This is a genomic window from Maribacter sp. UBA3344 (assembly GCF_002362375.1).
GTDB lineage: Bacteria > Bacteroidota > Bacteroidia > Flavobacteriales > Flavobacteriaceae > Maribacter > Maribacter dokdonensis.
In genome coordinates, this window is record NZ_DERI01000030.1 from 149,532 (window position 1) to 175,002 (window position 25,471).

The 25,471-nt window shown below is 34.4% G+C and carries 23 protein-coding genes; 10 read left to right on the top strand and 13 right to left on the bottom strand.

The features are described from left to right. Window positions 1–32 precede the first annotated feature (32 nt). Complete coding sequence (locus B2Z27_RS18670; protein WP_286814807.1) at window positions 33–1,343, top strand: DUF5689 domain-containing protein; 1,311 nt, start codon at window positions 33–35, stop codon at window positions 1,341–1,343. A gap of 2 nt (window positions 1,344–1,345) precedes the next feature. Here the strand turns inward: B2Z27_RS18670 and B2Z27_RS18675 are convergent, their stop codons facing one another. The 3 genes from B2Z27_RS18675 to B2Z27_RS18685 all read right to left on the bottom strand — a co-directional run bounded on the left by B2Z27_RS18675 (window position 1,346) and on the right by B2Z27_RS18685 (window position 4,525). Then, on the bottom strand, window positions 1,346–1,753 hold the full coding sequence (locus tag B2Z27_RS18675; protein ID WP_286814808.1) for a response regulator: 408 nt from the start codon (window positions 1,751–1,753) through the stop codon (window positions 1,346–1,348). A gap of 158 nt (window positions 1,754–1,911) precedes the next feature. After that, window positions 1,912–2,319: a response regulator gene (locus B2Z27_RS18680; protein WP_071340586.1), complete on the bottom strand. Its 408-nt coding sequence runs from the start codon at window positions 2,317–2,319 to the stop codon at window positions 1,912–1,914. Window positions 2,320–2,329: 10 nt separating this feature from the next. After that, complete coding sequence (locus B2Z27_RS18685) at window positions 2,330–4,525, bottom strand: PAS domain-containing protein (protein ID WP_286814810.1); 2,196 nt, start codon at window positions 4,523–4,525, stop codon at window positions 2,330–2,332. A 125-nt stretch (window positions 4,526–4,650) separates the two neighbouring features. Between B2Z27_RS18685 and B2Z27_RS18690 the strand changes: the two genes are divergently transcribed. Beyond that, window positions 4,651–5,115, top strand: a complete 465-nt coding sequence (locus B2Z27_RS18690; RefSeq protein WP_286814811.1) for an ankyrin repeat domain-containing protein — start codon at window positions 4,651–4,653, stop codon at window positions 5,113–5,115. A gap of 3 nt (window positions 5,116–5,118) precedes the next feature. Then, window positions 5,119–5,904: a nitrilase family protein gene (locus tag B2Z27_RS18695; protein WP_286814813.1), complete on the top strand. Its 786-nt coding sequence runs from the start codon at window positions 5,119–5,121 to the stop codon at window positions 5,902–5,904. On the opposite strand, the gene B2Z27_RS18700 is transcribed toward B2Z27_RS18695, so the two are convergent. Together B2Z27_RS18700 and B2Z27_RS18705 are read right to left on the bottom strand one after the other, a co-directional pair. Beyond that, window positions 5,888–7,504 (bottom strand): Ig-like domain-containing protein, encoded by a 1,617-nt coding sequence (locus B2Z27_RS18700; RefSeq protein ID WP_286814815.1) that lies wholly within the window; start codon window positions 7,502–7,504, stop codon window positions 5,888–5,890. The genes B2Z27_RS18695 and B2Z27_RS18700 overlap by 17 nt on opposite strands. Window positions 7,505–7,554: 50 nt before the next feature. Beyond that, window positions 7,555–8,256 carry a ComF family protein gene (locus B2Z27_RS18705; RefSeq protein ID WP_286814816.1) on the bottom strand — a complete coding sequence of 234 codons (702 nt, stop codon included), beginning with the start codon at window positions 8,254–8,256 and terminating at the stop codon, window positions 7,555–7,557. 40 nt (window positions 8,257–8,296) lie between these two features. Between B2Z27_RS18705 and B2Z27_RS18710 the strand changes: the two genes are divergently transcribed. Then, window positions 8,297–9,196, top strand: a complete 900-nt coding sequence (locus tag B2Z27_RS18710) for a hypothetical protein (RefSeq protein ID WP_286814817.1) — start codon at window positions 8,297–8,299, stop codon at window positions 9,194–9,196. A gap of 37 nt (window positions 9,197–9,233) precedes the next feature. Beyond that, window positions 9,234–10,778 carry a glycine--tRNA ligase gene (locus tag B2Z27_RS18715; protein WP_091608396.1) on the top strand — a complete coding sequence of 515 codons (1,545 nt, stop codon included), beginning with the start codon at window positions 9,234–9,236 and terminating at the stop codon, window positions 10,776–10,778. A 1-nt stretch (window position 10,779) separates the two neighbouring features. Here the strand turns inward: B2Z27_RS18715 and B2Z27_RS18720 are convergent, their stop codons facing one another. Both B2Z27_RS18720 and B2Z27_RS18725 read right to left on the bottom strand, forming a co-directional pair. Then, window positions 10,780–12,870, bottom strand: coding sequence for a TonB-dependent receptor family protein (locus B2Z27_RS18720; RefSeq protein WP_286814818.1), 2,091 nt, complete (start codon window positions 12,868–12,870; stop codon window positions 10,780–10,782). A 27-nt stretch (window positions 12,871–12,897) separates the two neighbouring features. Further along, window positions 12,898–13,419 (bottom strand): DUF3575 domain-containing protein, encoded by a 522-nt coding sequence (locus B2Z27_RS18725; protein WP_058104838.1) that lies wholly within the window; start codon window positions 13,417–13,419, stop codon window positions 12,898–12,900. 128 nt (window positions 13,420–13,547) lie between these two features. Here B2Z27_RS18725 and B2Z27_RS18730 point away from each other — a divergent pair, with 128 nt between their 5' ends. Continuing rightward, window positions 13,548–14,312, top strand: a complete 765-nt coding sequence (locus tag B2Z27_RS18730) for an exodeoxyribonuclease III (protein ID WP_286814819.1) — start codon at window positions 13,548–13,550, stop codon at window positions 14,310–14,312. A gap of 70 nt (window positions 14,313–14,382) precedes the next feature. Further along, window positions 14,383–15,423: an aldo/keto reductase gene (locus tag B2Z27_RS18735; RefSeq protein ID WP_058104840.1), complete on the top strand. Its 1,041-nt coding sequence runs from the start codon at window positions 14,383–14,385 to the stop codon at window positions 15,421–15,423. 105 nt (window positions 15,424–15,528) lie between these two features. Here B2Z27_RS18735 and radA read toward each other — a convergent pair whose 3' ends face one another. The 6 genes from radA to panC form a co-directional block, all read right to left on the bottom strand. Then, on the bottom strand, window positions 15,529–16,890 hold the full coding sequence (gene radA, locus B2Z27_RS18740) for a DNA repair protein RadA (RefSeq protein ID WP_286814820.1): 1,362 nt from the start codon (window positions 16,888–16,890) through the stop codon (window positions 15,529–15,531). Between the two features lie 72 nt (window positions 16,891–16,962). Continuing rightward, the gene (locus tag B2Z27_RS18745) at window positions 16,963–17,133 is read right to left on the bottom strand and encodes a hypothetical protein (RefSeq protein ID WP_157490896.1); all 171 of its coding nucleotides are present in this window, start codon (window positions 17,131–17,133) and stop codon (window positions 16,963–16,965) included. Window positions 17,134–17,181: 48 nt separating this feature from the next. Continuing rightward, a complete protein-coding gene (locus B2Z27_RS18750) occupies window positions 17,182–18,324 on the bottom strand; it encodes an alpha/beta hydrolase (RefSeq protein WP_286814821.1) in 1,143 nt (380 codons plus the stop codon). Window positions 18,325–18,353: 29 nt separating this feature from the next. Next, window positions 18,354–19,319, bottom strand: coding sequence for a lysylphosphatidylglycerol synthase transmembrane domain-containing protein (locus B2Z27_RS18755; RefSeq protein WP_286814823.1), 966 nt, complete (start codon window positions 19,317–19,319; stop codon window positions 18,354–18,356). 3 nt (window positions 19,320–19,322) lie between these two features. Further along, window positions 19,323–19,673: an aspartate 1-decarboxylase gene (panD, locus tag B2Z27_RS18760; RefSeq protein ID WP_058104844.1), complete on the bottom strand. Its 351-nt coding sequence runs from the start codon at window positions 19,671–19,673 to the stop codon at window positions 19,323–19,325. An 8-nt stretch (window positions 19,674–19,681) separates the two neighbouring features. After that, window positions 19,682–20,527 (bottom strand): pantoate--beta-alanine ligase, encoded by an 846-nt coding sequence (gene panC, locus B2Z27_RS18765; RefSeq protein WP_286814824.1) that lies wholly within the window; start codon window positions 20,525–20,527, stop codon window positions 19,682–19,684. Window positions 20,528–20,629: 102 nt separating this feature from the next. On the opposite strand from panC, the gene B2Z27_RS18770 reads away from it, so the two are divergent. The 3 genes from B2Z27_RS18770 to glmS all read left to right on the top strand — a co-directional run bounded on the left by B2Z27_RS18770 (window position 20,630) and on the right by glmS (window position 25,366). Beyond that, window positions 20,630–21,439, top strand: a complete 810-nt coding sequence (locus tag B2Z27_RS18770) for a glycogen/starch synthase (RefSeq protein ID WP_058104846.1) — start codon at window positions 20,630–20,632, stop codon at window positions 21,437–21,439. Between the two features lie 5 nt (window positions 21,440–21,444). Further along, window positions 21,445–23,364, top strand: a complete 1,920-nt coding sequence (locus tag B2Z27_RS18775) for a DUF4270 domain-containing protein (RefSeq protein WP_286814826.1) — start codon at window positions 21,445–21,447, stop codon at window positions 23,362–23,364. Between the two features lie 157 nt (window positions 23,365–23,521). Beyond that, window positions 23,522–25,366 (top strand): glutamine--fructose-6-phosphate transaminase (isomerizing), encoded by a 1,845-nt coding sequence (gene glmS, locus B2Z27_RS18780; protein ID WP_286814827.1) that lies wholly within the window; start codon window positions 23,522–23,524, stop codon window positions 25,364–25,366. Window positions 25,367–25,471 lie beyond the last annotated feature (105 nt).

Consider the following 25,471-nt stretch of genomic DNA (forward strand, 5'->3'; position numbering starts at 1 on the left):
TAATAATAAGTTGCAGTTGTTTGCTGGTAATTATGTCTTGTGTAAAAGATAGAGATTTTGAAATACTTGATACTAATTGTTTGGATACGCAAATTGAAACTATTGAAATAAGCGATCTAAAAAGTCTTTATGCCGGAGAAACTGTTCAAATTCATGAAGATTTGGCAATATATGGCTATGTAGTTTCTTCAGATAAAAAAGGTAATTTCTTTAATGTAATACATTTTCAAGATAAACCTGCCGAGCCTACTGAGGGGTTGCAAATTGAATTAGAATTAAGGGATTCACATTTGTTCTTTGATGTTGGGCAAAAAATAGTCATCAAATTAAAAAACCTGTATCTAGGTGAATCTAATGGTGTTTACAAAGTAGGTGGTGTATTTACTTCTTTTGGGAATAGAAGTGTAGGTAGATTACCTAAAAATCAAGTTTTTGAACACGTTCTAACTACGTGTGATGACAATTTTGGTATTCAGCCTTTAAAAACAACGATACAAGATCTAAATATGACGATGATCAATACATTAATTATGATTGATGATGTTGAATTTGAAGAAAATGAATTAGGGAAGCCATTTGCTGTTGAAGAAGAGGAAACCATAAGAACCCTAATTGATTGTAATGATAATGAATTGTCTTTGAACAATAGTGGTTATGCAGATTTTCAGCCGGAAATACTTTCGGATAGAATGGGGTCGGTAACTGGGGTTTTAACTTATAATGACAATGAGTTTCAGCTTATAATTAGAGATTTAAATGATGTAAAATTTGACAAAGACCGTTGTGAAGATTTTGTTGATGAATTTACTTCAGAATTTTTACTCATATCGGAAATTGCCGATCCTGATAATAATTCTGGAGCCCGTTTTATTGAACTCTATAATTCCTCTAGTGAAAGTTTGTCATTAAAAGGTTGGACTTTACAACGGTACACGAACAATAGTTTGGAGGTAAGCTCAATAATAGACTTGTCAGGTTTAACTATAGAGGGCAACAATTTTCTGGTTATCTCGCCAAACGCAGACGAGTTTGAAAACGTTTACGGTTTTGCTCCGGATCTTGCGGTAGGTACCAACTCTCCTGCAGATTCAAATGGTGATGATAATATTGTACTTGTGGATCCATTTGGAAGTATAATAGATATATTTGGTATTATAGGTGAAGATGGTAGTAATACCGATCATGAATTTGAAGACGGTAAAGCCCTAAGAAAAGAAGAAGTTATAATGGGTAATACGGTTTTTAATGTAAATGAGTGGATGATTTATAATGACACCGGTTTAAATGGCACAATAAATGAACCTCAAAATGCTCCAATGAATTTTACACCTGGTGCACGATAAATTTAAACGTCATCATTAGAGGCTATGATTTTTTTAATAGCATCTTCTGTTAAGGGTTTAACTAGGTAATCTTTTACTAATTTATATTTCTTGGCCTTTTCCATAAAACTTGGGCTAATAAAAGAGCTGGTAATATATATTTTGATATGGCCGATTTTATCCATTGGTAATGCCTCAAATTCTTCTAAAAACGACCAGCCGTCTCTATTTGGCATATTTAAATCTAAAAAAATAACATCGGGCAAAGTTATATTTTCCACTAATAATCCCACCAAACCATCAATAGCTTCTTGACCTTCTGAGTAGTATAAGATATTATCACAGAAATCATAGTGCTTTAAGGTGGTCTTTGTGCTTACGGAGAAAAACTCGTCGTCATCAATAATACAACAACTTGAAATTACGCTCATTTAAAATGGTTCAATAATAAATCTAATATTAGATTTAAGGTTTTAAATATAAATAATTGTTAATGACTAAGTTATGTAAATAACTGGGTGAATTTTCTTTGGAGAAATTAAAGTTCACCCAAATTATTAACAATTAAATTTAAATAAATTAGTACAAATTAGCTTTCCACTGTTGCACCTAAAATTTTAGAAAGATCATCTGGCGTAATTGGTTTTAATATGTAAGTATCTACTTGTTCGTAGTCTTTTACTCTTTCAAGATCTCTAGGGTCTACTGATGAACTAATGATGTAAATCAAGATTTTCTTTGATTTTTTACTTTTGCAGAGTTTAAACTCATCTAAAAATTCCCATCCATTCAAAACAGGCATATTTAAATCTAAAAAGATTACATCTGGCAAAGGTTCGTCTGCCAAACATGTTTTCTTTAAACCGTCAAGAGCGTCTTGACCGTTGGAGTAGACTATTACGTTTTCTGCGAAATCTACTTCTTTTATGATTCTTTTGGTGCCATATACAAATATAGGATCATCATCTATAATACAGCATAACTCAACTTTTTTCATAATATCTTAATTATCCTTGGTTCAGTTCAATGAACATGGTTGTACCTTTGTCTACAACACTTTCAATATTTATAGTGCCGTTCATAGATTCAATTTGGTTTTTAGTAATGAACAAACCAATTCCTTTTGCATCTTTATGCTTATGAAAGGTTTTGTACATACCAAAAATTTTATCTCCATGTCTATTTAAATCTATTCCTTGACCGTTATCGGTAAAGGTAATGAGTACTTTGTCTTTTTTAGTTCTTGATTTAATTTCAATAACCGGTGTGCGTTCCGCAGACCTGTATTTAAGGGCATTTGTAAGAATGTTTAAAAATATACTTTCTAGGTAGGCAGGTACGGCACTTACAAAATGGGTCTTTGAAACATCTATTTTTAATATAGCACTATGTTCTTCAAGTATACCGTTTATGCTTTTTGTAATTTGGTTAATGGTGTTGAGAACACTAATGCTTTGTAATTTTTCAAGCGCCCCGGTCTTCACCTGTACCACGTCGTTTAAATGGGCAATGGTTTCAGATAGGCTTTCTGTGGCGCTGGTAATCATTCTATTCAAGTTTTTACGCTCGTCTTCATCTTCTTCTTCATTTAAGAACTTGGTAAGCATGGTCATATTTGTTGAATGTGACCTTAAATTGTGTGAAACGATATGGGCAAAATTGGTAAGACTTTCGTTTTGACTTTTAGTAACTTCAACAAGGCTTTCAAGTTTCTTTTGCGATTCAATTCTTTTGGTAATATCCAAAAATTGGACTATGGCATGACTTGGTTTATCATCGTAGTCAAAAACAGGTGTAACACCTATAATGGCGTGTACTATATTTCCATTTTTGTGAAAATATCTTTTTTGTAGGTGTAGATTCTTATTAGATCCATTAAATACCTTGGTTTTGAACAGTTGGCTGTCAGTCAAATCTTCTGGGTGCGTAATATCTGTGGCTTTCATTTTTAAAAGCTCACTTTCAGAGTATCCTAAGCTATAAGATAAACTTTTATTTATTTTTAACCATCTAAGATCTGGGTTAACCAAAGCCATACCAATTGCAGAGTGTTCAAAGGTTTCTGAAAATGACTTAGTACTTCTGGCAAGTTTTAACTCTGCACTCCTTAGCTCTGAAATGTCCCAATTTGCACCAGTCATTTTAATTGGCTTTCCATTAATGTCTTTTATGGTTTTAGATAAGCCTTTTATATATCGTAACGAGCCATCATTAAGCTTAATTCTAAATTCTTCATCAAAGTCTTTAGTGCCTTCTATGGCCTTTTGTGTAGCTATTAATATTCTTTTCTTATCATCTTGGTGAATAGTATTGGACCAAGCTTCAAATACGCCAGAAAATTCATTTTCGTTTACATCGAAAATGCGGTACATCTCCTTGTCCCAGGTTAACTCATTATTTACTAAATCATAATCCCATATGCCAATTTGGGCAGTTTCCGTTGTTATTTTAAGTCTTTCCGTAATTTCTTCATGTGCCAACTGCATTTTTTTACGCTCATCAATATCTTGAAATGTACCTACAAGTTTTACGGCCTTTCCATTTAGCATTTCCACCTCACCTTTTGCGCAGACCCAAACTTCTTTGCCGGTAGCTGTTACAATTATCAGCTCTGTATCAAAAGATTTGCCTTCGGCTATAGCGGTACTAACTAAATTGGTAATATTTTCTCTATGAATTCCTTTTTTGTAAAAGTTGATACCGTCTTCAAGGTTAGGTTCAAAATCTTCATTAACCTCATGTATATCTTTAGTTGTTTTGGTCCAATAAACCATACTTGTTTTAAGATCAAGCTCCCAACAACCAATACGGGCAACTTCTTCCGCTTTATGTAATAATTCTATTTCTTTCTTGTAGATGGTTATATCATCTAAAAAAATAACCACACAGTCAATCTTGCCCACATCATTCTCAATAGGCAGAATTTTCCATTTTAACCATTTAATTTCACCGTTGGGTAAAACAAATCTCTCTTCTTCATTGATATTTTCTTCCCCCTTTAAAGCGTTTTTAAGAGCTGCTTTAAAAGATTGGGGAGTTTCTAGGGTGACTTCAAAAATGTGTTTATTGGTCAAATTGGATTCATGTAAACTAAAATCACTTAGCCATTGGTTAGAATAGCTAATATAGTTTAACTTAGTATCCACGATAGCAATTGCATTGGGGGACTCTTTTACAAGAAAGTCAACGGCTAATGTTTTCAAAAGATGTTAATTTAGATTTAAAGGTACGTATTTCCATTAAAGTAGGAAAAAATAGTTGTTCAGTAAGAAATTACATCAAATTTTGATGAACTATTGTTTTAATGAATTGAAAAAAGTTAAAAGTTATGAACGAGTTTTTTTTTAAGGCCATAAGGGAAGGAAGTATTAATGAGGTTAGGTCAATGTTGGATAAAAACCCGGTGCTAGTAAATAGTAAAGATACAAGAGGTTCTACGCCATTAATATTGGCTACCTATTATGATGAAATGGAAATAGCTAAGTTGCTATTGGAAAAGGGAGCGAAAATAGATGCTGTAGATGCTTCTGGTAATACGGCATTAATGGGTGTTTGTTTTAAAGGTTTTACTGATATTGCAAAATTATTAATTGAGAAGAAATCAGAATTGAATGGACGAAATGCAATGGGCGCAACATGTCTTATTTACGCAGCACAATTTAATAGGTTAGAGATTGCAAAACTGTTAATAGCCAATGGAGCAGATAAAACAATTAAGGACAATAGAGGTAATACTGCATTAGATCATGCTAAAACACAAGGATTGACCGCCTTTGTTGATATGCTGGAATAATTTATGGAGGATAAAAAAGATAGTTTGAAAATCGCATTGGTTCAATCATTGCTACATTGGGAAAACCCTGCTGTAAATAGACAAATGTTCAGTGATAAATTTGAACAAATTACCGAGCAAGTAGATCTTATAGTCCTCCCAGAAATGTTTTCAACGGGCTTTACCATGTCTCCAAGTAATATTAGAAAAGAAGAAGGTTCAATAACAGTGCGTTGGATGCAAGAAATGGCATCAATTAAAAATTGTGCCATTGTAGGAAGTATTGTTTTTGAGGAAGATAGCAGCTATTACAACAGGCTTTTCTTTGTAAAACCAGAGGGTAATTTTGAGTCTTATGACAAAAGACACACGTTTACATTGGCTGGTGAAAATGAAAAATATTCAGCGGGTACCGAAAGGTTGATTGTTGAGTACAAGGGTTTTTCCATTTGTCCATTAATATGTTATGATCTTCGTTTTCCTGTTTGGAGCAGAAATACCCAAAACTTTGATATGCTACTGTATGCGGCAAATTGGCCGGGTAAACGAATTGCAGCTTGGGATGCTCTGTTAAAAGCAAGAGCTATAGAGAATATGGTGTATTGTATAGGGGTTAACCGTATTGGTACTGATAGTTTGGGGCACCAATACCCTGGTCACTCTAGTATTTATGATCCATTAGGTGAACTTCAAGTTTTTACTAAAGAAGAGGAAATCAAAATAGTAAAAGTTGAAAAGTCCAAAGTTGATAAGATCAAGAATAAGCTAAGGTTTTTAGATGATAGAGATGAGTTTAGTCTATTAAATTAAAAGTTTCAATTTTTTCCCAATTCGCCCTTAACTCAATTAATGCAGGGTAATAACTAATTTTTTCTGGCTGTATTTTTTTCAATAGATTTCCCGTATCCCATTTGCCATTACCGTTTAAATCGAAAATAACACGGGCTTGATATTTGCCAGGGTTTAAGTTATCAAAAGTATAAACTTGTGGTTCTGTAGCATAAATCTCTCGCTGTAATTCGCCCTTTTCATTGGTAAGCTGCACAATTATGGGGTAAACAATTGAATTGCCGTTTAAATTAAGGGTTAGATTGCCATAATCGGCAAGACTCTTTGTTTTAAATGAAAATGCGACAGAGTCATTTGTGGTTTCAAAGAAATCTGTAACCGCCCCGGGTATCAATTCCATTCTATAGTTTTGATCTGGATCAATTTTAAAATCAAAGTTCAACAAATTTCTTAATGAGTCCAGTTTTACATTAACGGCAATTTCAATGGAGTCTTTATCCATTAATTTTATTTTGGTACTATCAAAACGTATTAATGGCGTATTACTTAATAGATTAATAGGTTTGTCAAATTCTATAGTACCATTCTGGCTCATGGAAATTTTCAAAGAATCGAATGCTACTTTTCTACTCTTTACCTTAAAAGTGTCTCTAACCTTTAATTTTTCATTTGTTAAAGTAAAAATTAGGGAGTCCATCTCGTAAGGGGTAAACCAAAAATTTAAAGTGTCTTTATCCCTTTCTTTGGTTATTATGGTCTTAACGGTATCTGGTATTTCCGTTAAAGTATTAATGCTAATATCAGAGCCTTCACCATAATACCCGAAACTAATTTTATTACTTGCTTCCATTGTAGGTACTGCAACACTATAATCAGGTATTTCCTTAAATAACGTTAGTAAATAAATAGAATCTGTAGGTAAATTGATCGTATCCTTTACAAACGCTATTTTATCTGTTTTTTGATCAAATAGATTGTTGTTGGCAGCGTCTTTTACTCCAAATAAGGCATACTTTCCTTCCTTTAAATTATTGAGCTTAAAAATGATAGCGCTATCAAGTGTATTGGTAATGTAGTTTGGAGGTCTCTTATAAATGGTGGAGTCAGTATAACTAGTGTCAATTTTGTATAGCATTACGCTAATAAAGTCATCAGGTTTTTTGTTGAAAGCGTCTTTTACCACTCCTTTAAGCTCTAATGAATCAATGTAGTCACCAGTTGAGAAAACATAGGTAAAAAAAGATTTAGGGTTTTCTTCGTTATTGTCCACAATACCTTGACCAAAATTTAACGTATAGGTGGTATTTGGGGCAAGGGTATCTTTTATGGTAATTTCTACATATTTATTCGCATTACCTATAGGGGAGAGTACCGGTGAGTTTTTTAACGGAGGCGATATAATAAGTTGTTTTTGAATATCTTTCAACTTCACCAATTCATTAAAATAAAGTCTAATTTTTTGACCCTTGAAATTGGTGGTCATATTAGGCGGTTCTGCTCTGGTAAGTTCAGGGGCTGTAATATCTTTTGGTCCTCCGGTAGGGTTTCCGCGTTGCGCACATTGGTAGGACACCAATATGATGATGAAAACAAATATGAAACCTAAAATTTTTCTGCTCATTAGTGTATTTATCGACCGCAAAGAAACAACATATTTTTAGAAAACTAGTTCTAAGGAACAACTGCCATACTTGTGACATAAATGTTTACTCCTTCTATATCTTTAAACGTGTTGGCACAAATTTCCATGGTTGCGCCAGTTGTAATTACATCGTCAACCAATAATATATTTTTATTGATTAAAAGCTCATGATTTTTTATCTCGTATAAAGATCTGTTGTCATACCATCTGCTTAATCTGTTTTTCTTTGTCTGTGTTTTAGTATTTGCCGTTTTTATCAGCATGTCGTCAGTATAATCAGCGCCAATATGAGTAGCAATTTTTTTGGCAAAAAGTGCTACTTGATTATAACCCCGTTTTTTTAATTTTTTACGGTGCAACGGTACCGGAATTACATAATCTATTTGTAATAAATCTCCTTGTTCTTTTAAGATTTGGCCATGCCAATCACCTAAAAATCTGCCAATACCCTCTTGATTTCTGTATTTCAACAAATGTATTAGGTTTTTAACAATTCCAATTTCGGTAAAGAATAAGAATGAATTTGCTTTTTTTATGTTAATTCGTCCATAAAAAATACGGTCAACGGCATTTTCTTCGTTAAAAGTATACTCGGTAAGCGGTAATTGATGTCGGCAAGATGTACAGAGAAGAACCTCTCCTCTATATAATCGTGCATTACATCCAAAACATGATATGGGTAACAGTATGTTGGTAACATCCTTTAGTATATTTGAAATTCTGTTTTGCATCAAACCTTACAGATTACTTAACCTACAGCCCACTTTTTAAATGGACACTCAAGATAACAAATTCAATTATAAAATAATGCTTGCTGCATTTGCTGCCGTAATTATAGCATTGTTAATTGCATTCTACTATAGTTACGCCCAGTCTAACGCCCAAATAGACTTTTTAGAGCAGGAAAAAGCAATTTTGGTAAGAGATCTTACCATTATGAAAGCAGATGTGGATCGTTTGTCCGCAAAGAGCGAAATGAATGAAATAGAGTTGCAAGACTCTAAATTCAAGGTTCAAGAACTTTTGGATTCTGTGGGAAGATTAAATTTTACGGTGCAAAGATTAAGAGAATTTAAAACAGAGCTACGTAGACTAGAGTCTAAGAATGATAGTTTAATTTTAAAGAATAATTTTCTTCGTTACAATAACATGTTGCTTACAGATAAATATGATGAGTCTCGCAAGCAAATTGAAAACTTAAGGGCGAACAGTAATTCATTGGCAGAGGCAGAAGCTTTGCAGAGAAGAAAGATATTGGAGCTAAATCAAAAACTAAAAACCAAAAGTTACCTAAAAATGGCAAATGCTGAAGGTAGTGGTTTTAGATTGATAAGAGGTATAAGGCCAACTAAAACAAACAAGGCTTCGATCATAGAAAAATTAAGAGGTTGTGTTACTGTATTGGCAGATGAAAGCGAAGCTGGAAATGAAAAAATTATCTACTTACAATTTTTAGATCCTAATAAACAGATCATAGAGGACAATGCCAATACAATTACAGTAAACGGTAATGTATATAGTAAGAGGGTAGAGTTTGTTTTTCAAGGTATAGACCAGGCGTTATGTGAATCTATAACCATACCCGAAGGCTCTTTAATGGAAGGTAATTATACCTTAAACGTCTTCGAAGATGAACGATTGATCACTTCTTCAGAATTTCAATTGAAATAATTATTATTTTTTTAGGCTATTATCCTATTTTTGCCGCATGGCAAAGCAAGAAGATGATTTTAAGCGTGTAATATCTCACGCAAAGGAATATGGTTATGTATTCCAATCTAGTGAAATTTATGATGGTTTAAGCGCTGTTTATGATTATGGTCAAAACGGAGTAGAGCTTAAGAAAAATATACGTGACTACTGGTGGAAAGCCATGGTACAGCTCAATGACAATATAGTTGGGCTGGATGCTGCGATTTTTATGCATCCGTTAACTTGGAAAGCATCTGGACATATAGATGCTTTTAATGATCCATTGATAGATAATAAAGATTCTAAAAAGAGATATAGAGCAGATGTTTTAGTTGAGGATTATGTGGCTAAAATTGATGCTAAAATTGAAAAAGAAGTCAAAAAAGCAGAAAAACGCTTTGGAGAGTCTTTCAATAAAGAAAAATTCTTGGAAACAAATCAACGCGTTGTTGACTATCAAGAACAAGGAAAAACAATTCTAAGTAGATTGGGTAGGTCTTTGCAGAACGAAGATTTAGCCGATGTTAAAGCTCTTATTGAAGAATTGGATATTGCTTGTCCAATGTCAGGGTCAAAAAACTGGACAGATGTAAAGCAATTCAATTTAATGTTCGGCACAAAGTTAGGAGCCAATGCAGAAAGTGCAATGGACCTATTTCTTAGACCGGAAACTGCCCAAGGTATCTTTGTTAATTTCTTGAATGTTCAAAAATCGGGCCGTATGAAATTGCCTTTTGGTATTGCTCAGACCGGTAAAGCGTTTAGAAATGAAATAGTCGCAAGACAATTCATTTTTAGAATGCGTGAATTTGAACAGATGGAAATGCAATTTTTCATTCAGCCAGGCACTCAGAAAGAATGGTATGAAACCTGGAAAGAAAAAAGAATGAAATGGCATTTATCTCTTGGTATGGGGCAAGATAATTACCGTTTTCATGATCATGAGAAATTGGCTCATTATGCAGATGCTGCTTCAGATATAGAGTTCCGTTTTCCTTTCGGATTTAAAGAGCTTGAGGGTATACACTCTAGAACAGATTTTGATTTAGGCAGTCATGAGAAATTCTCAGGCAAGAAATTGCAGTACTTTGATCATGAGGTTAATAAAAATTACGTTCCTTATGTGTTAGAAACTTCTATTGGTCTTGACAGAATGTTCTTGGCTGTATTTTCAAATTCATTACAGGAAGAAGAATTAGAAAATAATACTACTAGGACTGTTCTTAAATTACCTGCTGTTTTGGCACCTGTTAAAGCTGCAATTTTACCATTGGTCAAAAAAGATGGTTTGCCTGAAGTAGCACAAAAAATTGTGGATGACCTTAAATGGGACTTTAATGTAACCTATGATGAAAAAGACGCTGTAGGTAGACGTTATAGAAGACAAGATGCAAATGGTACTCCATTTTGTATAACAGTAGATCATCAAACTTTAGAAGATCAAACGGTTACCATTAGGCATAGAGATTCTATGGAACAAGAGCGTGTTGCCATATCTTCATTGAACGGTATTATTCATGATGCTGTAGACATGAAAACCTGGTTAAAAAAGATGGAATAGTCTATAAGGTGTAGTTTAATTTTAAACCACCATAGTAATTGATATTGTTCCCAGGGTAGAAATACCTTGGGGCATTTCCTCCAAATCCACTAGCATTTATCAATACTGATTGTGCGTATTTAGTATCGGTTAAATTATTGATACCAAAATCTAAACCTATTCTCAGTTGTTCTGATATTTGATTTTTGTATCCTAGTTTTAGGTTCAATAAGTTAAAAGAATCGCTATACAAGGTATTTGCGTCCGTCAACGGAATTTCATCTACATATTGATGCGTAATATTAAAGAATAGTCCATTTCCAAAATTGGTTTGTATTCCTGAATTGATTTTGTTATTTGGTACACCTGTTAAAGCATTGTCTGAATAATCTTCATTTGCTTCTTCATCAATAAAGTCTAAGAATTTATGATTGCTGTAAGTGTAGCTGATAAATGGCGATATTGTTATTTTATTGGAAACATTAAATCTGTAACTCCAGTCAAGATCAATTCCTTGATGTTTGGTTTTCCCGGCATTTCTACCAATATATTGATTGTCGCCAACACGTTTGGCTACTAATAAATTGTTTATCGGCATTAAATAAAAGGCAATTTCAAATCTATTCCTGTCATCTTCACTCTTGTGCTCTATGCCTAATTCATAGTTTGTGCCGGTTTCTTGTACAATGTCCGGATTGATTATTCCATCAGGTGTTAATGTTTCTTCTAAACTAGGGTTGGAAAATCCGCGACTAATGTTACCATATAACTGGTAGGTAGGTGTAAATGCGTAGTTAACATCTATACTTGGAAGCAATAGGGCTTTAAAGTTTCTATTTGCACTGGTATTTAGCTCCCCTGTATTGAACAAGTCCCTAAAATCATATTGGGTTTTGTTGATATTCAGCCCTAACTGTGTGGTAAGTTTGGGTGTAATTAAATAAGAGGCAGTTGCGAAAATGTTTATTTGGTTTCTGAATTCTTTATTTTTTGACTGTTGATCTCCTTGAAGGCTTCCATTGCCTTCATTTTCCTGATATAGATTTTCAAAAGTTTGCCAATTGTATTCGTCTTTGTAAAGCTCACCACCTAAAGTGTAAAAGAGAGTGTTTTTAGATATGTCCAAGTTCCCAGAAAATAATGTCCTAACACCATAACCGTTGGTGAATTCGTCTAAAATATTGAAGGGTGCAGGTTCGTAATGATCCAAGTAAGTGTAAAATAAACTGGTTGTATTCTTAAGGTTAGGGCTAGCGTAGTAAGTATGCGATAACCCTATAAGACTATAATTGTTGTCTTCATAACCTTGTGATGCTCTCCATGTAAATGCAGCTTGGGTAGGGTCTTCGTTAAAATCTTCTTGACTTATAGAGCTTGCTATTTGGGCAGAATAATCTATATGGTTTACTAATAATCCTAGTTCACTCTTTTTAGAAAGTTTAAAGATGGTGTTTAATAAATATCCGTCACGTTCAAATCTGTTATTTTCACGATATCCATCAACTTCCATATGTCCGTATTGAAATGTCATATAGAAATTATCTTCTGCATGGGTAAATCCTAAGCTGTTTTTAAAAAGTCCGTAAGAACCAATAGTTGTATTGTTTGTAAACTTTGTAGGTTGGTCGCTTAATTGTTTTGTGTTCAATATTATTGCGCCACCGAGGTTGGTTCCAAATCCCGTTCCTTTAGGTCCTTTAATAACTTCAACAGAGGTCAGGTTTTCTAAATCAAAAGCTTCTATTGTAGAAGATCCCGTACCATTTGTGATCGGTATATTGTTGTAGTATAATCTTAATTTATCTGTGCCGTATAAGGTTCTGGATCCAACTCCCCTTATGGTGATTCTATTGGTGTTTAAAGCACCTGAGAGGGCATATAGACCGGACACTTGATTTAAAGAACTTATAAAGTCAACAGGGCTGTAATTGGAAAATGTAGTTTCCCCTATAATTTGAGATGGCACAATGCCAATAGCATTTTTAGCTGTTAGGGTGTCAATTACAATAACTTCGTTTAAACGGGTAATACTATCATTTTCTGTTGTTACCTGTGCTAAAAGAACTGAGGGGGTTGTAAGAATAAATAGTAGGCTAAAAAGAGTTTTTTTCATAAAAAGATTAAAACTCAAAAGTACCCATTAAAACCTAAAACCTAAAGATAATCCTGCTCTAAACATAAAGTCATCTTGAAAATCTTCTGGGTTAATATTTCTGCCCAAACCTCCGTTTAATTCAATGGTAAATTTTTGACTTCTAGTAGCCCATTTATAACCACCACCCAGACCAAGTGCAATGGTAGAATAGTCATAATTTCTTGTGCCTATATTTTGAGTGTCTACATCGTCATCTCCTGTGTAATATAAACCAAAGACCTCTGCAAAGAGGCCACTTTTTGGTTCAAAACCAAAATAAGCTCTTAAGTTGGGTCCTATACCAAAGTTACCATTGTAATCAGTTGATTTTCCATCAAAATATATTGTTCCTCCTATACTGGTATCTTCATTAATATAATATTCATAGCCAAGTTCAACCGTAGTGGTAATTAAAAACTGACCAATATTCAGTTTAACCTCATGGCTATTATCGTCATTATAATATGCTTGTGCAAAAGAAGATGTTGTTGCAAATATTAGAAGGGTTGTAAAAATGAACTTGTTCATGAATAGATGATTATAATATAAAACAGACTTGTAAGGATACTTTTAAAAATGTGAAATTATGATTTTAAAAGAAAGTATACACCTTTAATCTACAACTCTTTTTTATTTTTAGGTCAAAATTTAGATACATGAAAATCATATCCTATAATGTGAATGGTATAAGGGCGGCAATAAGAAAAGGTTTTTTGGATTGGTTGGTAGCAGTTTCGCCAGATGTTGTTTGTCTGCAGGAAATAAAGGCAAATGAAGAGCAGTTGGATCTTTCATTGTTTGAAGAAGCGGGATATAAATATAATTATTGGTATAGTGCACAAAAGAAAGGGTATAGCGGAGTGGCAATTCTTTCAAAAACAAAACCAGATGCTGTAGTATTTGGTACCGGTATAGAATATATGGATTTTGAGGGTAGAAATATTAGAGCGGATTTTGGTGAAGTATCAATTATGAGCATGTATTTACCTTCTGGTACCAACATTGAAAGATTGGAGCACAAGTTGATGTATATGGCAGATTTTAGACAATATGTTGATGGACTTAAAAAAACCAATCCAAATCTTATTGTGTTGGGAGATTATAATATATGTCATGAAGCTAGGGATATACATAACCCTGTAGGACTTAAAAATGTTTCTGGTTTTTTACCAGTTGAGAGAGAATGGATAGGGGATTTTATAGACAGTGGTTTTGTAGATAGTTTTAGGGAGTTTAATTCTGAGCCAGATAATTATACATGGTGGAGTTATAGGGCAAATGCTAGAAACAACAATAAAGGTTGGCGTTTAGACTATGCCATGGTGGCTTCTACATTGAAAGAAAGGTTGTTGAGGTCCGTTATATTATCAGAAGCCAAACATAGTGATCACTGTCCAATTTTAATTGAGTTAGATAGTTGATCATATAGATGCGTTCACCCTTAATATATTTAGTAGTTTTGTAATTCTCGAAAGCAATTAAAAGAGTTGAATGATCTATACCAAATTACCGCACACTGAAATTGAAGTAAGTAAAATTTGTTTAGGTACAATGACCTGGGGAAACCAGAATACCGAAGAAGAAGGTCATGAGCAAATAAATTATGCACTGGATAAGGGAATTAATTTTTTGGATACTGCAGAGTTGTATCCCGTACCTGCACATAAAGATAGATATGCCGATACCGAGAGGGTCATAGGTAATTGGTTCAAAAAAAATGGTAACAGAGAAGACATTGTACTTGCGTCTAAAATTGCCGGAAAAGCAGAAATGACAAAGTTCATTCGTACTACAGGATTTACCAGAGAGGCCATAATTGAAGCTGTTGAAGGTAGTTTAACTAGATTGCAAACAGATTATATTGACCTATATCAATTACATTGGCCCGATAGAAATACCAATTACTTTGGGCAAAGGGGGTACAAACATGATATTTCTGACCATTGGGAAGATAATATTCATCAGGTTTTGGAGACCATGCGCGATTTAATTCGTGAGGGAAAAATAAAGCACGTAGGTTTGTCAAATGAAACGCCATGGGGAACCATGCGTTTTTTAGAAGAAAGTAAGGTACATGTTACTTTGCCAAGAACTATAACGGTACAAAACCCTTATAGTTTGCTGAACAGATTGTTTGAAGTGGGAATGTCGGAAATAGCCATGAGAGAGCAAGTTGGGCTATTGGCGTACTCGCCAATGGGTTTCGGTGCTCTGAGTGGTAAATATTTGGGTGATAGAATGCCGGAAGGGTCAAGATTAAGCCTGTTTCCCCAGTACAATAGATATATTGGAGATACGGCTGTTGAGGCTACCAAAAAATATTATGAACTTGCCCAGGCCAACGGTTTAACTTTAGCGCAAATGGCATTGGCCTTTGTGAATACAAGACCATTTGTTACCAGTACAATTATAGGCGCAACAAATTTAAGGCAGCTAGAAGAAAATATTGGCAGTATAGACGTTACTCTTTCTGATGATGTTCTTAAAGAAATAGAAGCCATACATGGTTCAATTCCAAATCCGGCTCCATAATATGAACAATATAATATTCTTTAAAGTCGGCTTTGGGCAAATAGTGGTTATTGTTGCCGTTGTGATAATAATAATGGTCTTGGCTAGAATAATGAGAGATAAACGTTAACCAAATAAATTACCGGCAACTTCTTCAATTTTAGAAGCCAATAGAATTCTTATTTTGGTTGATTTAAGGCCCATTTTATTATTTTTTGAAATAATAATTGTTTCATAGCCTAGTTTTTCTGCTTCAAGAATTCGTTGTTCAACTCTTTGAACAGGTCTAATTTCACCTGCAAGCCCAACTTCTGCAGCAAAACAAATGCCTTTGTCAATAGGTATGTCTTCATTGCTCGATAAAATTGCGGCGATAACTGCCAAATCAATAGCTGGGTCGTCTACGGATATGCCACCGGTAATATTCAAGAAAACATCTTTTGCACCTAGTTTGAAGCCAGCACGTTTTTCTAAAACGGCCAAGAGCATGTTTAGTCTTTTAACATTATAGCCCGTAGTTGAACGTTGAGGTGTTCCATAAACGGCGGTGCTTACCAAAGCTTGAATTTCTATTAGCAGTGGCCGCATACCTTCAACGGTAGCTGCAATGGCTGTACCACTTAAACCATCATCATTTTTGGATATTAAAACCTCTGACGGATTGTTGACTTCTCTTAGGCCACTACCTTGCATTTCATAAATACCAAGTTCCGCTGTGGATCCAAATCTATTTTTTAGTGACCTTAGAATTCTGTAAACATAATTACGGTCGCCTTCAAATTGAAGAACGGTATCAACCATATGCTCTAAAATCTTTGGTCCGGCAATAGAACCGTCTTTTGTAATATGCCCAATTAAAATGACAGGTGTATTGGTCTCTTTGGCAAATTTTATAAGTTCCGCAGTGCATTCCCTAATTTGAGAAATACTTCCGGCAGCAGATTCAATATAATCGGAGTGCAGCGTTTGTATAGAATCAATGACTACAATATCTGGTTCTGTAGCTTCAATTTGCTTAAATATATTTTGAGTTTTGGTTTCTGTAAGTATAAAACAGGTTTCACTGTTCGGGTGAATTCTGTCAGCACGCATTTTAATTTGTTTTTGGCTTTCTTCGCCTGAAACATATAAGGTTTTATAAGGTAGTTTTAAGGCAATTTGAAGCAGTAGTGTGCTCTTTCCTACACCAGGTTCCCCACCTAGGAGCACCAATGCTCCAGGTACTAATCCGCCACCAAGAACTCTATTGAATTCAAGATCAAAAGTATTTAAACGAACTTCTTTTTCAATACTAATTTCATTGACCAAAAGAGGTTTTGAAACTCTTTTTGAGCTTTGTGAAGGGGTTTTCCAACTAGATTTTTCTTCTTTTTGTACAACCTCTTCAACAACAGTGTTCCATTGTTTGCAAGCAGAACATTGCCCAACCCATTTTGCATATTGGGTGCCGCAATTTTGACAAAAAAAGGCAGTTTTTGTTTTGGCCATCTTTAGTATTTAAAAAGTGGCTAAAGGTAGCAAGAAGTTTGAGATGAGTAAATTCTTAAATCAAATTTAGAATCAATTTTTACTCGACCTTTCTTTTTTAAAAGCGCTAAAAGCTAGAAAAAATGATGCCCATGCCATGAAAAGGGCAATTCCGTTATACGCCAGATTAAATTCTCCTTTTAATCCAAAGTAAGTAAAGAGCACTCCGGAGAACACGAAGTACATTGCGTCAATTTTAATCATAATTAAGTAGGTTAGGCTAATTTGGGACTAGCCGTTTATTAATTCTGTTTAAAAACCAAAATCGGCTTTCAGTGCATCCATTTTCTCAAGGGCCATTTCTTTAGTTAAAAAATCTATTTCTTCCATTTGAAAAGATTTCTCAAATGTTCTTAATGCTTTCTTGGGTTCGCCCAGTTGTTCATAATACTCGGCCTCAAAATAAAAACCTAGCATAGTCTCTGGGTATTCTTTTTTACAAAGATCAGATAATGGTTTTAACGATTCAAAATCTTCTTTTTTTCTAGAAGCGGCATAAATTGCCATGATGTCATTTAATTCTACAGGTTTGCTAAAACCAAACATATCAACTATACCTTGGTATTTGTTTTCAAGATAATTGTAAACAGGCTCTTCACTAGTAAGAATTTGTGTTTTGTATTCTTTTGGACTTATGGGTTTAAACATGCCAAAAATATTGTCAAATGCTTTCCCTATACCGTAGGTAGCTACAGAAATATGATCTGCGTTGGTATATTCATCAAAGAAATAATGTAGAGACTCTTTATCAATGGCTTTTATATCATTGTTCATGCCCAAAATTCTATGCCTGTCATTACTCTCTTCCCCTTCAACGATCAATTGGTAAAAAATCTGATTGTCAAAAGTACCTAATCTCATAGGTAGCCTGCTTTCCATTTCTGGTGCTAGTGTTGGAGAAATACTAACATAACCGTCAAAAATAGAATTATCTTTAAATAACCAATAATTCATAAAATTTGCGGTGATATCATATCCTACTATCATTTTAAAGGGAGCGGTACTATAGTTAAGGTCTAGATAGGGTATTAGCTCCATGCCTATGAATTCGTAGAAGCTTTTGCCTTTTTCGGATGGTAGTCCGTTTTCAGGGTCAAAAGCGCAATCTTCATATCTTAGATCGTTTTTGCTTTGGTCAATACCTACAACAATACTTTGCGGCATACCATGAAATCTACTGTAAAATTTGGATGTTGCTACAACTTGTTCAAAAAGGTACTCGCCATCAAGTACAATGATTATAGGGTATTTTTTAGTTTCATCTAAATTTTCTGGAAAGTAGTAGTGTACATCTCTTCGCTCTTGCAGTTTAAAAGATTCAAAAATTTCTTGGGTCACTTGTGCATAAGAGGTGAAACCAAATAATAGTGCGAAAAAAAAGTATAGATAACGCATAAGGGGTAATTGATTAGATCTAAGTAAACTTACTTGCTTCTGTTCAATAACGGTAATAGAAGAAAAGATATTGCACCAAAAACAACTATCATTAAAGTTTGTGCAATCCAAATGATCCAACCAAAGGCATCTCCAGATACAGAACTTATTCCAAAGATGGCCAAAGCACTACTTACTGCTATTGGATAAAGTCCTATACCACCGTTTGTTGTTGCCATTGCAAAGGCTCCTGCAACGAAGGCTACCAATAGTTGACTTAGTGACAGGGAAATGGTTTCTGGTACGGTAAATTTAATAATCCAAAGCATGCCGATATAACAGCCCCAAATAAAAAATGTATGCAGAATGAACAGCCATTTATTTTTCATTTTAAAAATGCTGAACACGCCATCAAGTAATCCTTTTACAAAGGTTTTAATTTTATTAGCTATGGCACTATTGGATTTTTTAATGAAAAATATAAACAGCAAGAACAGGGCTGCGCCTAGCAATGCCATAAGTATTAGGGTGGTTGCGTTAAAACCGCGTTCTTGTAGAAGTCCTAAAATGATATCTGTTTGTAGAAAAAATGCTATAGTAACTACCAAAAGCAGCATTATTACGTCTATAACCCTTTCTGTAACGATAGTGCCAAAGCCTTTTTCAAATGGAACATTTTCGTAAGTGGTCAATGCGGTTGCCCTTAAGATTTCTCCTGTTCTGGGTATACCAAGGTTGGCAAAATAAGAGGTTAGAATTATTAGAATATTGTTTAAAAGCTTGGGCTTATACCCTAAAGGTTCTAAAAGGTAATTCCATCTGATAGCTCTGGAAACATGACCAAGAATGCCTAATAATACCGAAAGGAATACATAAAGCGGATTGGCTTCTTTAATATAAAATAGAATTTCCTTTCTATTCTCAGGTGTAGTAGAATTATAAGAGTACCAAACCAAAAAAACTCCCAAGGCAATTGGGAGTATAATTTTAAGATTTTTTTTCAGAGCGTCGGTCAACTTCTAAGTTAATAGGTTGTTTTCTTCGTTAGGAAAAACTAAAGAAGGGTTAAATTTCTTTGCGTCTTCAATATCCATCCAAGTATAGGAAATTAAAATTAAAACATCACCAACGGCGACTTTTCTTGCGGCGGCACCATTTAACGTTATCTCACCGCTTTTTCTTGGTCCGGGAATAATGTAGGTCTCTAATCTTTCACCATTATTGTTATTGACAATCTGAACCTTTTCACCACGAATAAAATTAGCGGCATCCATTAAATCTTCATCAATTGTAATACTGCCAACATAATTAAGATCGGCACCGGTAACTTTTACACGGTGTATTTTAGATTTAACTACTTCTACTTGCATAACTTCAATTAATTTAGGGCTATGTTATCTATTAACCTTACGTTCTCTACGTAAACGGCAATAAAGGCCCTGTATTTTAAATTATTTGTTTTTTCAATTATGGGTGTTAGGGTTTCGACATCGGTTATGTCAAAATACTCAAGTTCAAAATCATTCGTTCTTTTAAACTCATTAACTACCCATTCTTTAATACTCAGTGCATTATCCGTGCCAAATTTGATTTTGGCAGCCTTTAAGGTTTCGTAAATGAATGCTGCTTTTAGTCGTGTTTCTTTGCTTAACCTTTCGTTTCTAGAACTCATGGCCAACCCATGATCTTCTCTAACAATTTCACAACCAATTATTTCAACCGGTATTTGTCTTATTTCGGTAAGTTTCTGTATAATACGTAGTTGTTGAAAATCCTTTTCTCCAAAGTACGCCCTAGTAGGGTGTACTACAATAAGCAATTCTTCTACAATGGTGCCTACACCGTTAAAATGATCATCTCTAAATTCCCCTTCCATGACTTTGTCCAAACCCTCAAAATCGTAAATTTTTGGAACAACGGTTTTAGGATATATTTCAGAGACTTCCGGCGTAAATACAATAATGTCTTCAGATATTTCGGAAATTAAAAGTAAATCAGCATCTAAGGTCTTAGGGTACTTGTTTAAATCTTCTAAATTATTGAACTGTGTAGGATTTACAAAAATACTGACTACGACTTTATCATTCTCTTCAACGGCTTTCCTTATTAAAGATGCATGCCCTTGATGTAGCGCTCCCATGGTAGGTACAAGACCTAAATTTAGGCTGCTGCCAAGTTTATTAAGTTTTTCCGTAAGTACTTTTTTTGTCTTTATTACCTGCATTGAAAATTGCATTAGCGAGCAAACTTACTATAATTACTGCTAATCTCTATATTTTTTGTAATTTTGCGGTTACGTTCCAGTGAAAAATAAAATATAACCTTTATGAATGGTAAAAAGATATTGTTTGTATCTTCTGAATTAGTTCCTTACTTACCCGAAAACGAAGTTTCCTTAATGTCTTATGAAGCACCTAGAATGGTCAACAGCAATGGTGGCCAGATTAGAATATTCATGCCTAGATATGGAAACATCAATGAAAGAAGACATCAGTTACATGAAGTAATTAGACTTTCTGGAATGAATTTGGTCATTAATGATATGGATATGCCATTGATCATTAAAGTGGCATCTATTCCAAAAGAAAGAATTCAGGTTTACTTTATTGATAACGAAGAGTACTTTAAGCGAAAAGCAACCTTTACGGATAAACAAGGAAACTTATTTCCGGATAACGACCAACGTGCAATATTTTTTGCAAAAGGTGTCATGGAAACCGTGAAAAAATTGAATTGGTCACCAGATATTATACATGTTCACGGTTGGATGGCGAGTTTATTGCCGTTGTACTTGAAAAAGTATTATGCTGATGAGCCACTTTTTGCTGACAGTAAAATTGTATTGTCGGTATACGGTAAAACATTTGAAGGTGCCTTGGATAAGGATATGATCAAAAGAATTTCTTTTGATGGTATACCTGAAGAGGAAATTGCTTCATTAGGTGAGCCTACCTATAATAATTTGTTAAAGGTGGCTGTTGATTACTCCGATGCTGTTATTTTAGCTTCGGAAGATATTCCAGATGAATTGGAAAGTCACATTACCAACCAAGAAAAACCAGTGTTGCCATATGTCCCTGTTCAAGAATTTGAAGAAGCTTATGCAAATTTTTATAACACCGAAGTTTTAAAATAATCTGAATGAATTTTATTGCTAAGTCCGCTTTCCCTAAGTTTTTGGGATTGTTTTTGATATTGGGTCTATTGGTGTCTTGCGAGCAAGATTTAACTACTATAGGCTCTGGAGTAGTTGGTAATGAGCCATTTGCTACGGGTAAAGAGGTTTATGATGTTTTTGCTTACAATAAAAATATAGAAGCGGTACAGACCAATAAATTAGCAGTTTATCAATTGGGTACGTATAACGATCCGGTTTATGGTAGAACAGAAGCTTCTGTAACATCGCAAATATTTCTTAGTACGGCGAATCCTTCCTTCGGTAGTTTTTCCCAAGATAAAGAGGATAGGGCAGGTACTACAGATGAAGCTATAACTACGGTTCAGGAAAATGAGACCGTAGAAGAAGTTTATTTATATATACCATTTTTAACAAATTCATTGGATACTGATGGAGATGGTGTTATTGATGAATACGATGCGGAGCCGGAAAATAGCGATAATGATAACGATGGCGATGAGGTTAGCAATATAGTAGAAACCGCATCGAATACAGATCCCTTAGATGACACAAGTGTAGATGCTGATCGAGATGGTCTTAATGATCCGGACGGCGCCACTATATTTGCTGACAATTTTGCGGAGAAGGTAGAGCTAGATAGTATTTATATTAATGGAGTAAATTATGATGATGTAGCAAAGTCTCCATTACCAAAATTTAATCTAAAGGTAGAGCGGTCAACCTTCTTTTTAAGAGATTTAGATCCAAATGCCAGTTTTCAGGAAGCGCAACAGTATTATTCTAATCAGGTGTTTTCACCGGATTTTGTTACAGGCGATCCTTTATTCCAAGGGGAAGTCGAAATTATTGATGAGGAGATTTTAATTCGTAATGATGATGATGAATCTACTGAAGAGGTGGATGAGTCACAAACTTTTACAAAATTGCCACCGGGAATAAGGGTAGCATTGGACAATGATTTTTTTCAGGAAAATATTTTGGATAAAGAGGGTAGTTCAGAATTGATCAGTCAATCAAATTTTACTGAATTTATTCGTGGGCTTCATTTTTCAATTGTTGATAGTGATGGTAATGATGTTCTTTTTATGTTCGATTTAAGAAGCTCAAATATTACTATGACGTATAGTTATACAAACTATGATACCAATGGTACAACTGATGATACAAGTGATGATAACCCAAATAATATTTTAGAAAGAGATTTTACCTTTTCATTTTTAACACAGAATACATCTACAGGTGTTATCTCTGGAAATGCGGTGAACACTATAATTACAGAGAATTATGGTCCTCAAATATTAGAGAGTTTAGATACCGGTGAAAATGCATCAAGAATATATTTAAAAGGAGGTCCCGGTACTTATGCTGAAATTAATTTGTTTGAAGAGGATGGTGGTGAAAATATTTTAGAGCAAATTAGAAGTGAGAATTGGGTGATAAATGAAGCAAATTTGGTTTTTTATATTGATAGAGATCAATTAGATGCTGTGGGTAGTACTTTAGAGCCTCCAAGACTTTATCTGTACAATGCCGAAAATAAATTTCCCTTAATTGATACGTCAAGTGATCAGGCTTTAGCTGTAGCTGGTACCCCAAATTTATTTAGTTTTTACCCGAATTATGATGGAGTAATTCAAAAAACGAATGGGAAAGGGGTGGTTTATTCTGTGAAAATTACCGATCATATCAATGATATGGTAGTGAGAGATTCAACAAATGCTACACTTGGTTTAACATTGTCAACCAATATTCAGAATTGGAATATATCCGATGCAAAGGTTGCCAATGGTGAAGAAGAATTACCTATTACTTCTACGGTTACACCTTTGGGTACAATTTTGTATGGCGGTAATTTAGAGACTACCGATCCAAATTTTGATAAGCGTTTAAAATTGGAAATCATCTACACCAAGGCAAATTAATACGTTGTTCTAGTTATTTTTGTCATTATTTTGGATGTTGACATACCACTTATACATTATTTACGTTGTCAACACTAAATGGTTTAAGTCTATTGGCGCAATTATTTAATTTTATTGCCCTAGGATTTAAACTTAAAATACTCAAATTGAAATTAATATGTGCGGAATTGTTGGTTACATAGGACATAGGGAAGCGTTTCCTATAATAATAAAAGGACTTCAAAGATTAGAATATCGTGGCTATGATAGTGCTGGTATTGCATTATATGATGGTAGTCAAATAAATCTTTCAAAAACGAAAGGTAAAGTAGAAGATTTACAGAATAAGGCAAAAGAAATTTCTCAAGCTGGAAAAATAGGTATAGGTCATACACGTTGGGCAACACATGGTGTTCCTAATGATGTAAACTCGCACCCACATTATTCCAATTCCGGAGATTTGGTCATCATACATAATGGTATCATAGAAAATTATGAGGCTATTAAACAAGAGTTGACCAAACGTGGGTATACCTTTCAATCGGATACTGATACCGAAGTACTTGTTAATTTAATTGAGGAGGTTAAAAAAACCGAAGATGTTAAATTAGGAAAAGCTGTGCAAATAGCACTTAATCAAGTAGTGGGAGCATATGCTATTGCTGTATTTGATAAAAGAAAACCAGACGAAATAGTTGTAGCTAAATTGGGAAGTCCATTAGCGATAGGTATTGGTGAAGATGAATTTTTTATTGCTTCAGATGCTTCACCATTTATAGAATTTACTAATAATGCTGTTTATCTTGAAGATGAGGAAATGGCTATAATTAGACTTGGGAAAGAAATAAAACTTAGAAAAATTAAGGATGATGCCGTTGCCTATCCTAGAATTTTAGAACTTCAAATGAATCTCGAAGAAATAGAGAAAGGTGGTTATGATCACTTTATGCTAAAAGAGATTTATGAGCAGCCAAGAGCTATAAAGGATACATACAGAGGGCGTTTGTTAGCGGACCAAGGTCTGATTAGAATGGCGGGAATTGATCTTAATATGGAAAAATTCTTAAATGCTAACAGAATTATAATAGTTGCGTGTGGTACTTCTTGGCATGCTGGTTTAGTGGCGGAATATATATTTGAGGATTTAGCAAGAATTCCTGTTGAAGTGGAATATGCTTCAGAATTTAGGTATAGAAATCCGGTAATTACAGATAAGGATGTTCTAATTGCAATTTCACAATCTGGAGAAACAGCAGATACCCTAGCGGCCATTAAATTGGCGAAGGAACGTGGTGCTTTTGTATTCGGTGTATGTAATGTAGTAGGGTCTTCTATTGCAAGAGAGACAGATGCTGGTGCTTATACTCATGCCGGACCGGAGATTGGAGTTGCTTCTACCAAGGCTTTTACCACTCAAATTACGGTATTGACACTCATGGCCCTAAAGTTGGCAAAAGCTAAAGGCGTTTTTTCGGAGTCTAAATACCACGAATATTTAACTGAGTTGGAAACAATTCCTACAAAGGTTGAAAAATCCTTGGAATCAAATACATTGATCGAAATAATATCCGATGTTTATAAAGACTCAGCTAATTGTCTTTATTTAGGAAGGGGATATAACTTTCCAGTGGCTTTAGAAGGTGCGTTAAAATTAAAGGAAATCAGTTACATTCATGCGGAGGGTTACCCAGCAGCTGAAATGAAACATGGTCCAATAGCCTTAATAGATGAGCATATGCCAGTTTTTGTAATTGCGACCAAAAAAGGTCACTATGAAAAGGTGGTTAGTAATATCCAGGAAATAAAATCTAGAAAAGGTAAAATAATAGCTATTGTTACTGAAGGTGATGAGCAGGTAAAAGAGTTGGCGGATCATGTAATTGAAGTGCCAGAAACTTTAGAGAGCTTAACACCATTATTGACTACGATACCTTTGCAATTGCTTTCGTATCATATTGCAGTAATGAGAGGTTGTAATGTTGATCAACCAAGAAACCTTGCCAAATCGGTTACGGTAGAATAAGAAAAATAATATGTAATAGATAATAGGGGCATGATTTATTTCATGTCCCTTTTTTGTGTGTAAAAATGAAATAATATGCATATAAAATCTCTTTTTTATAAAGGA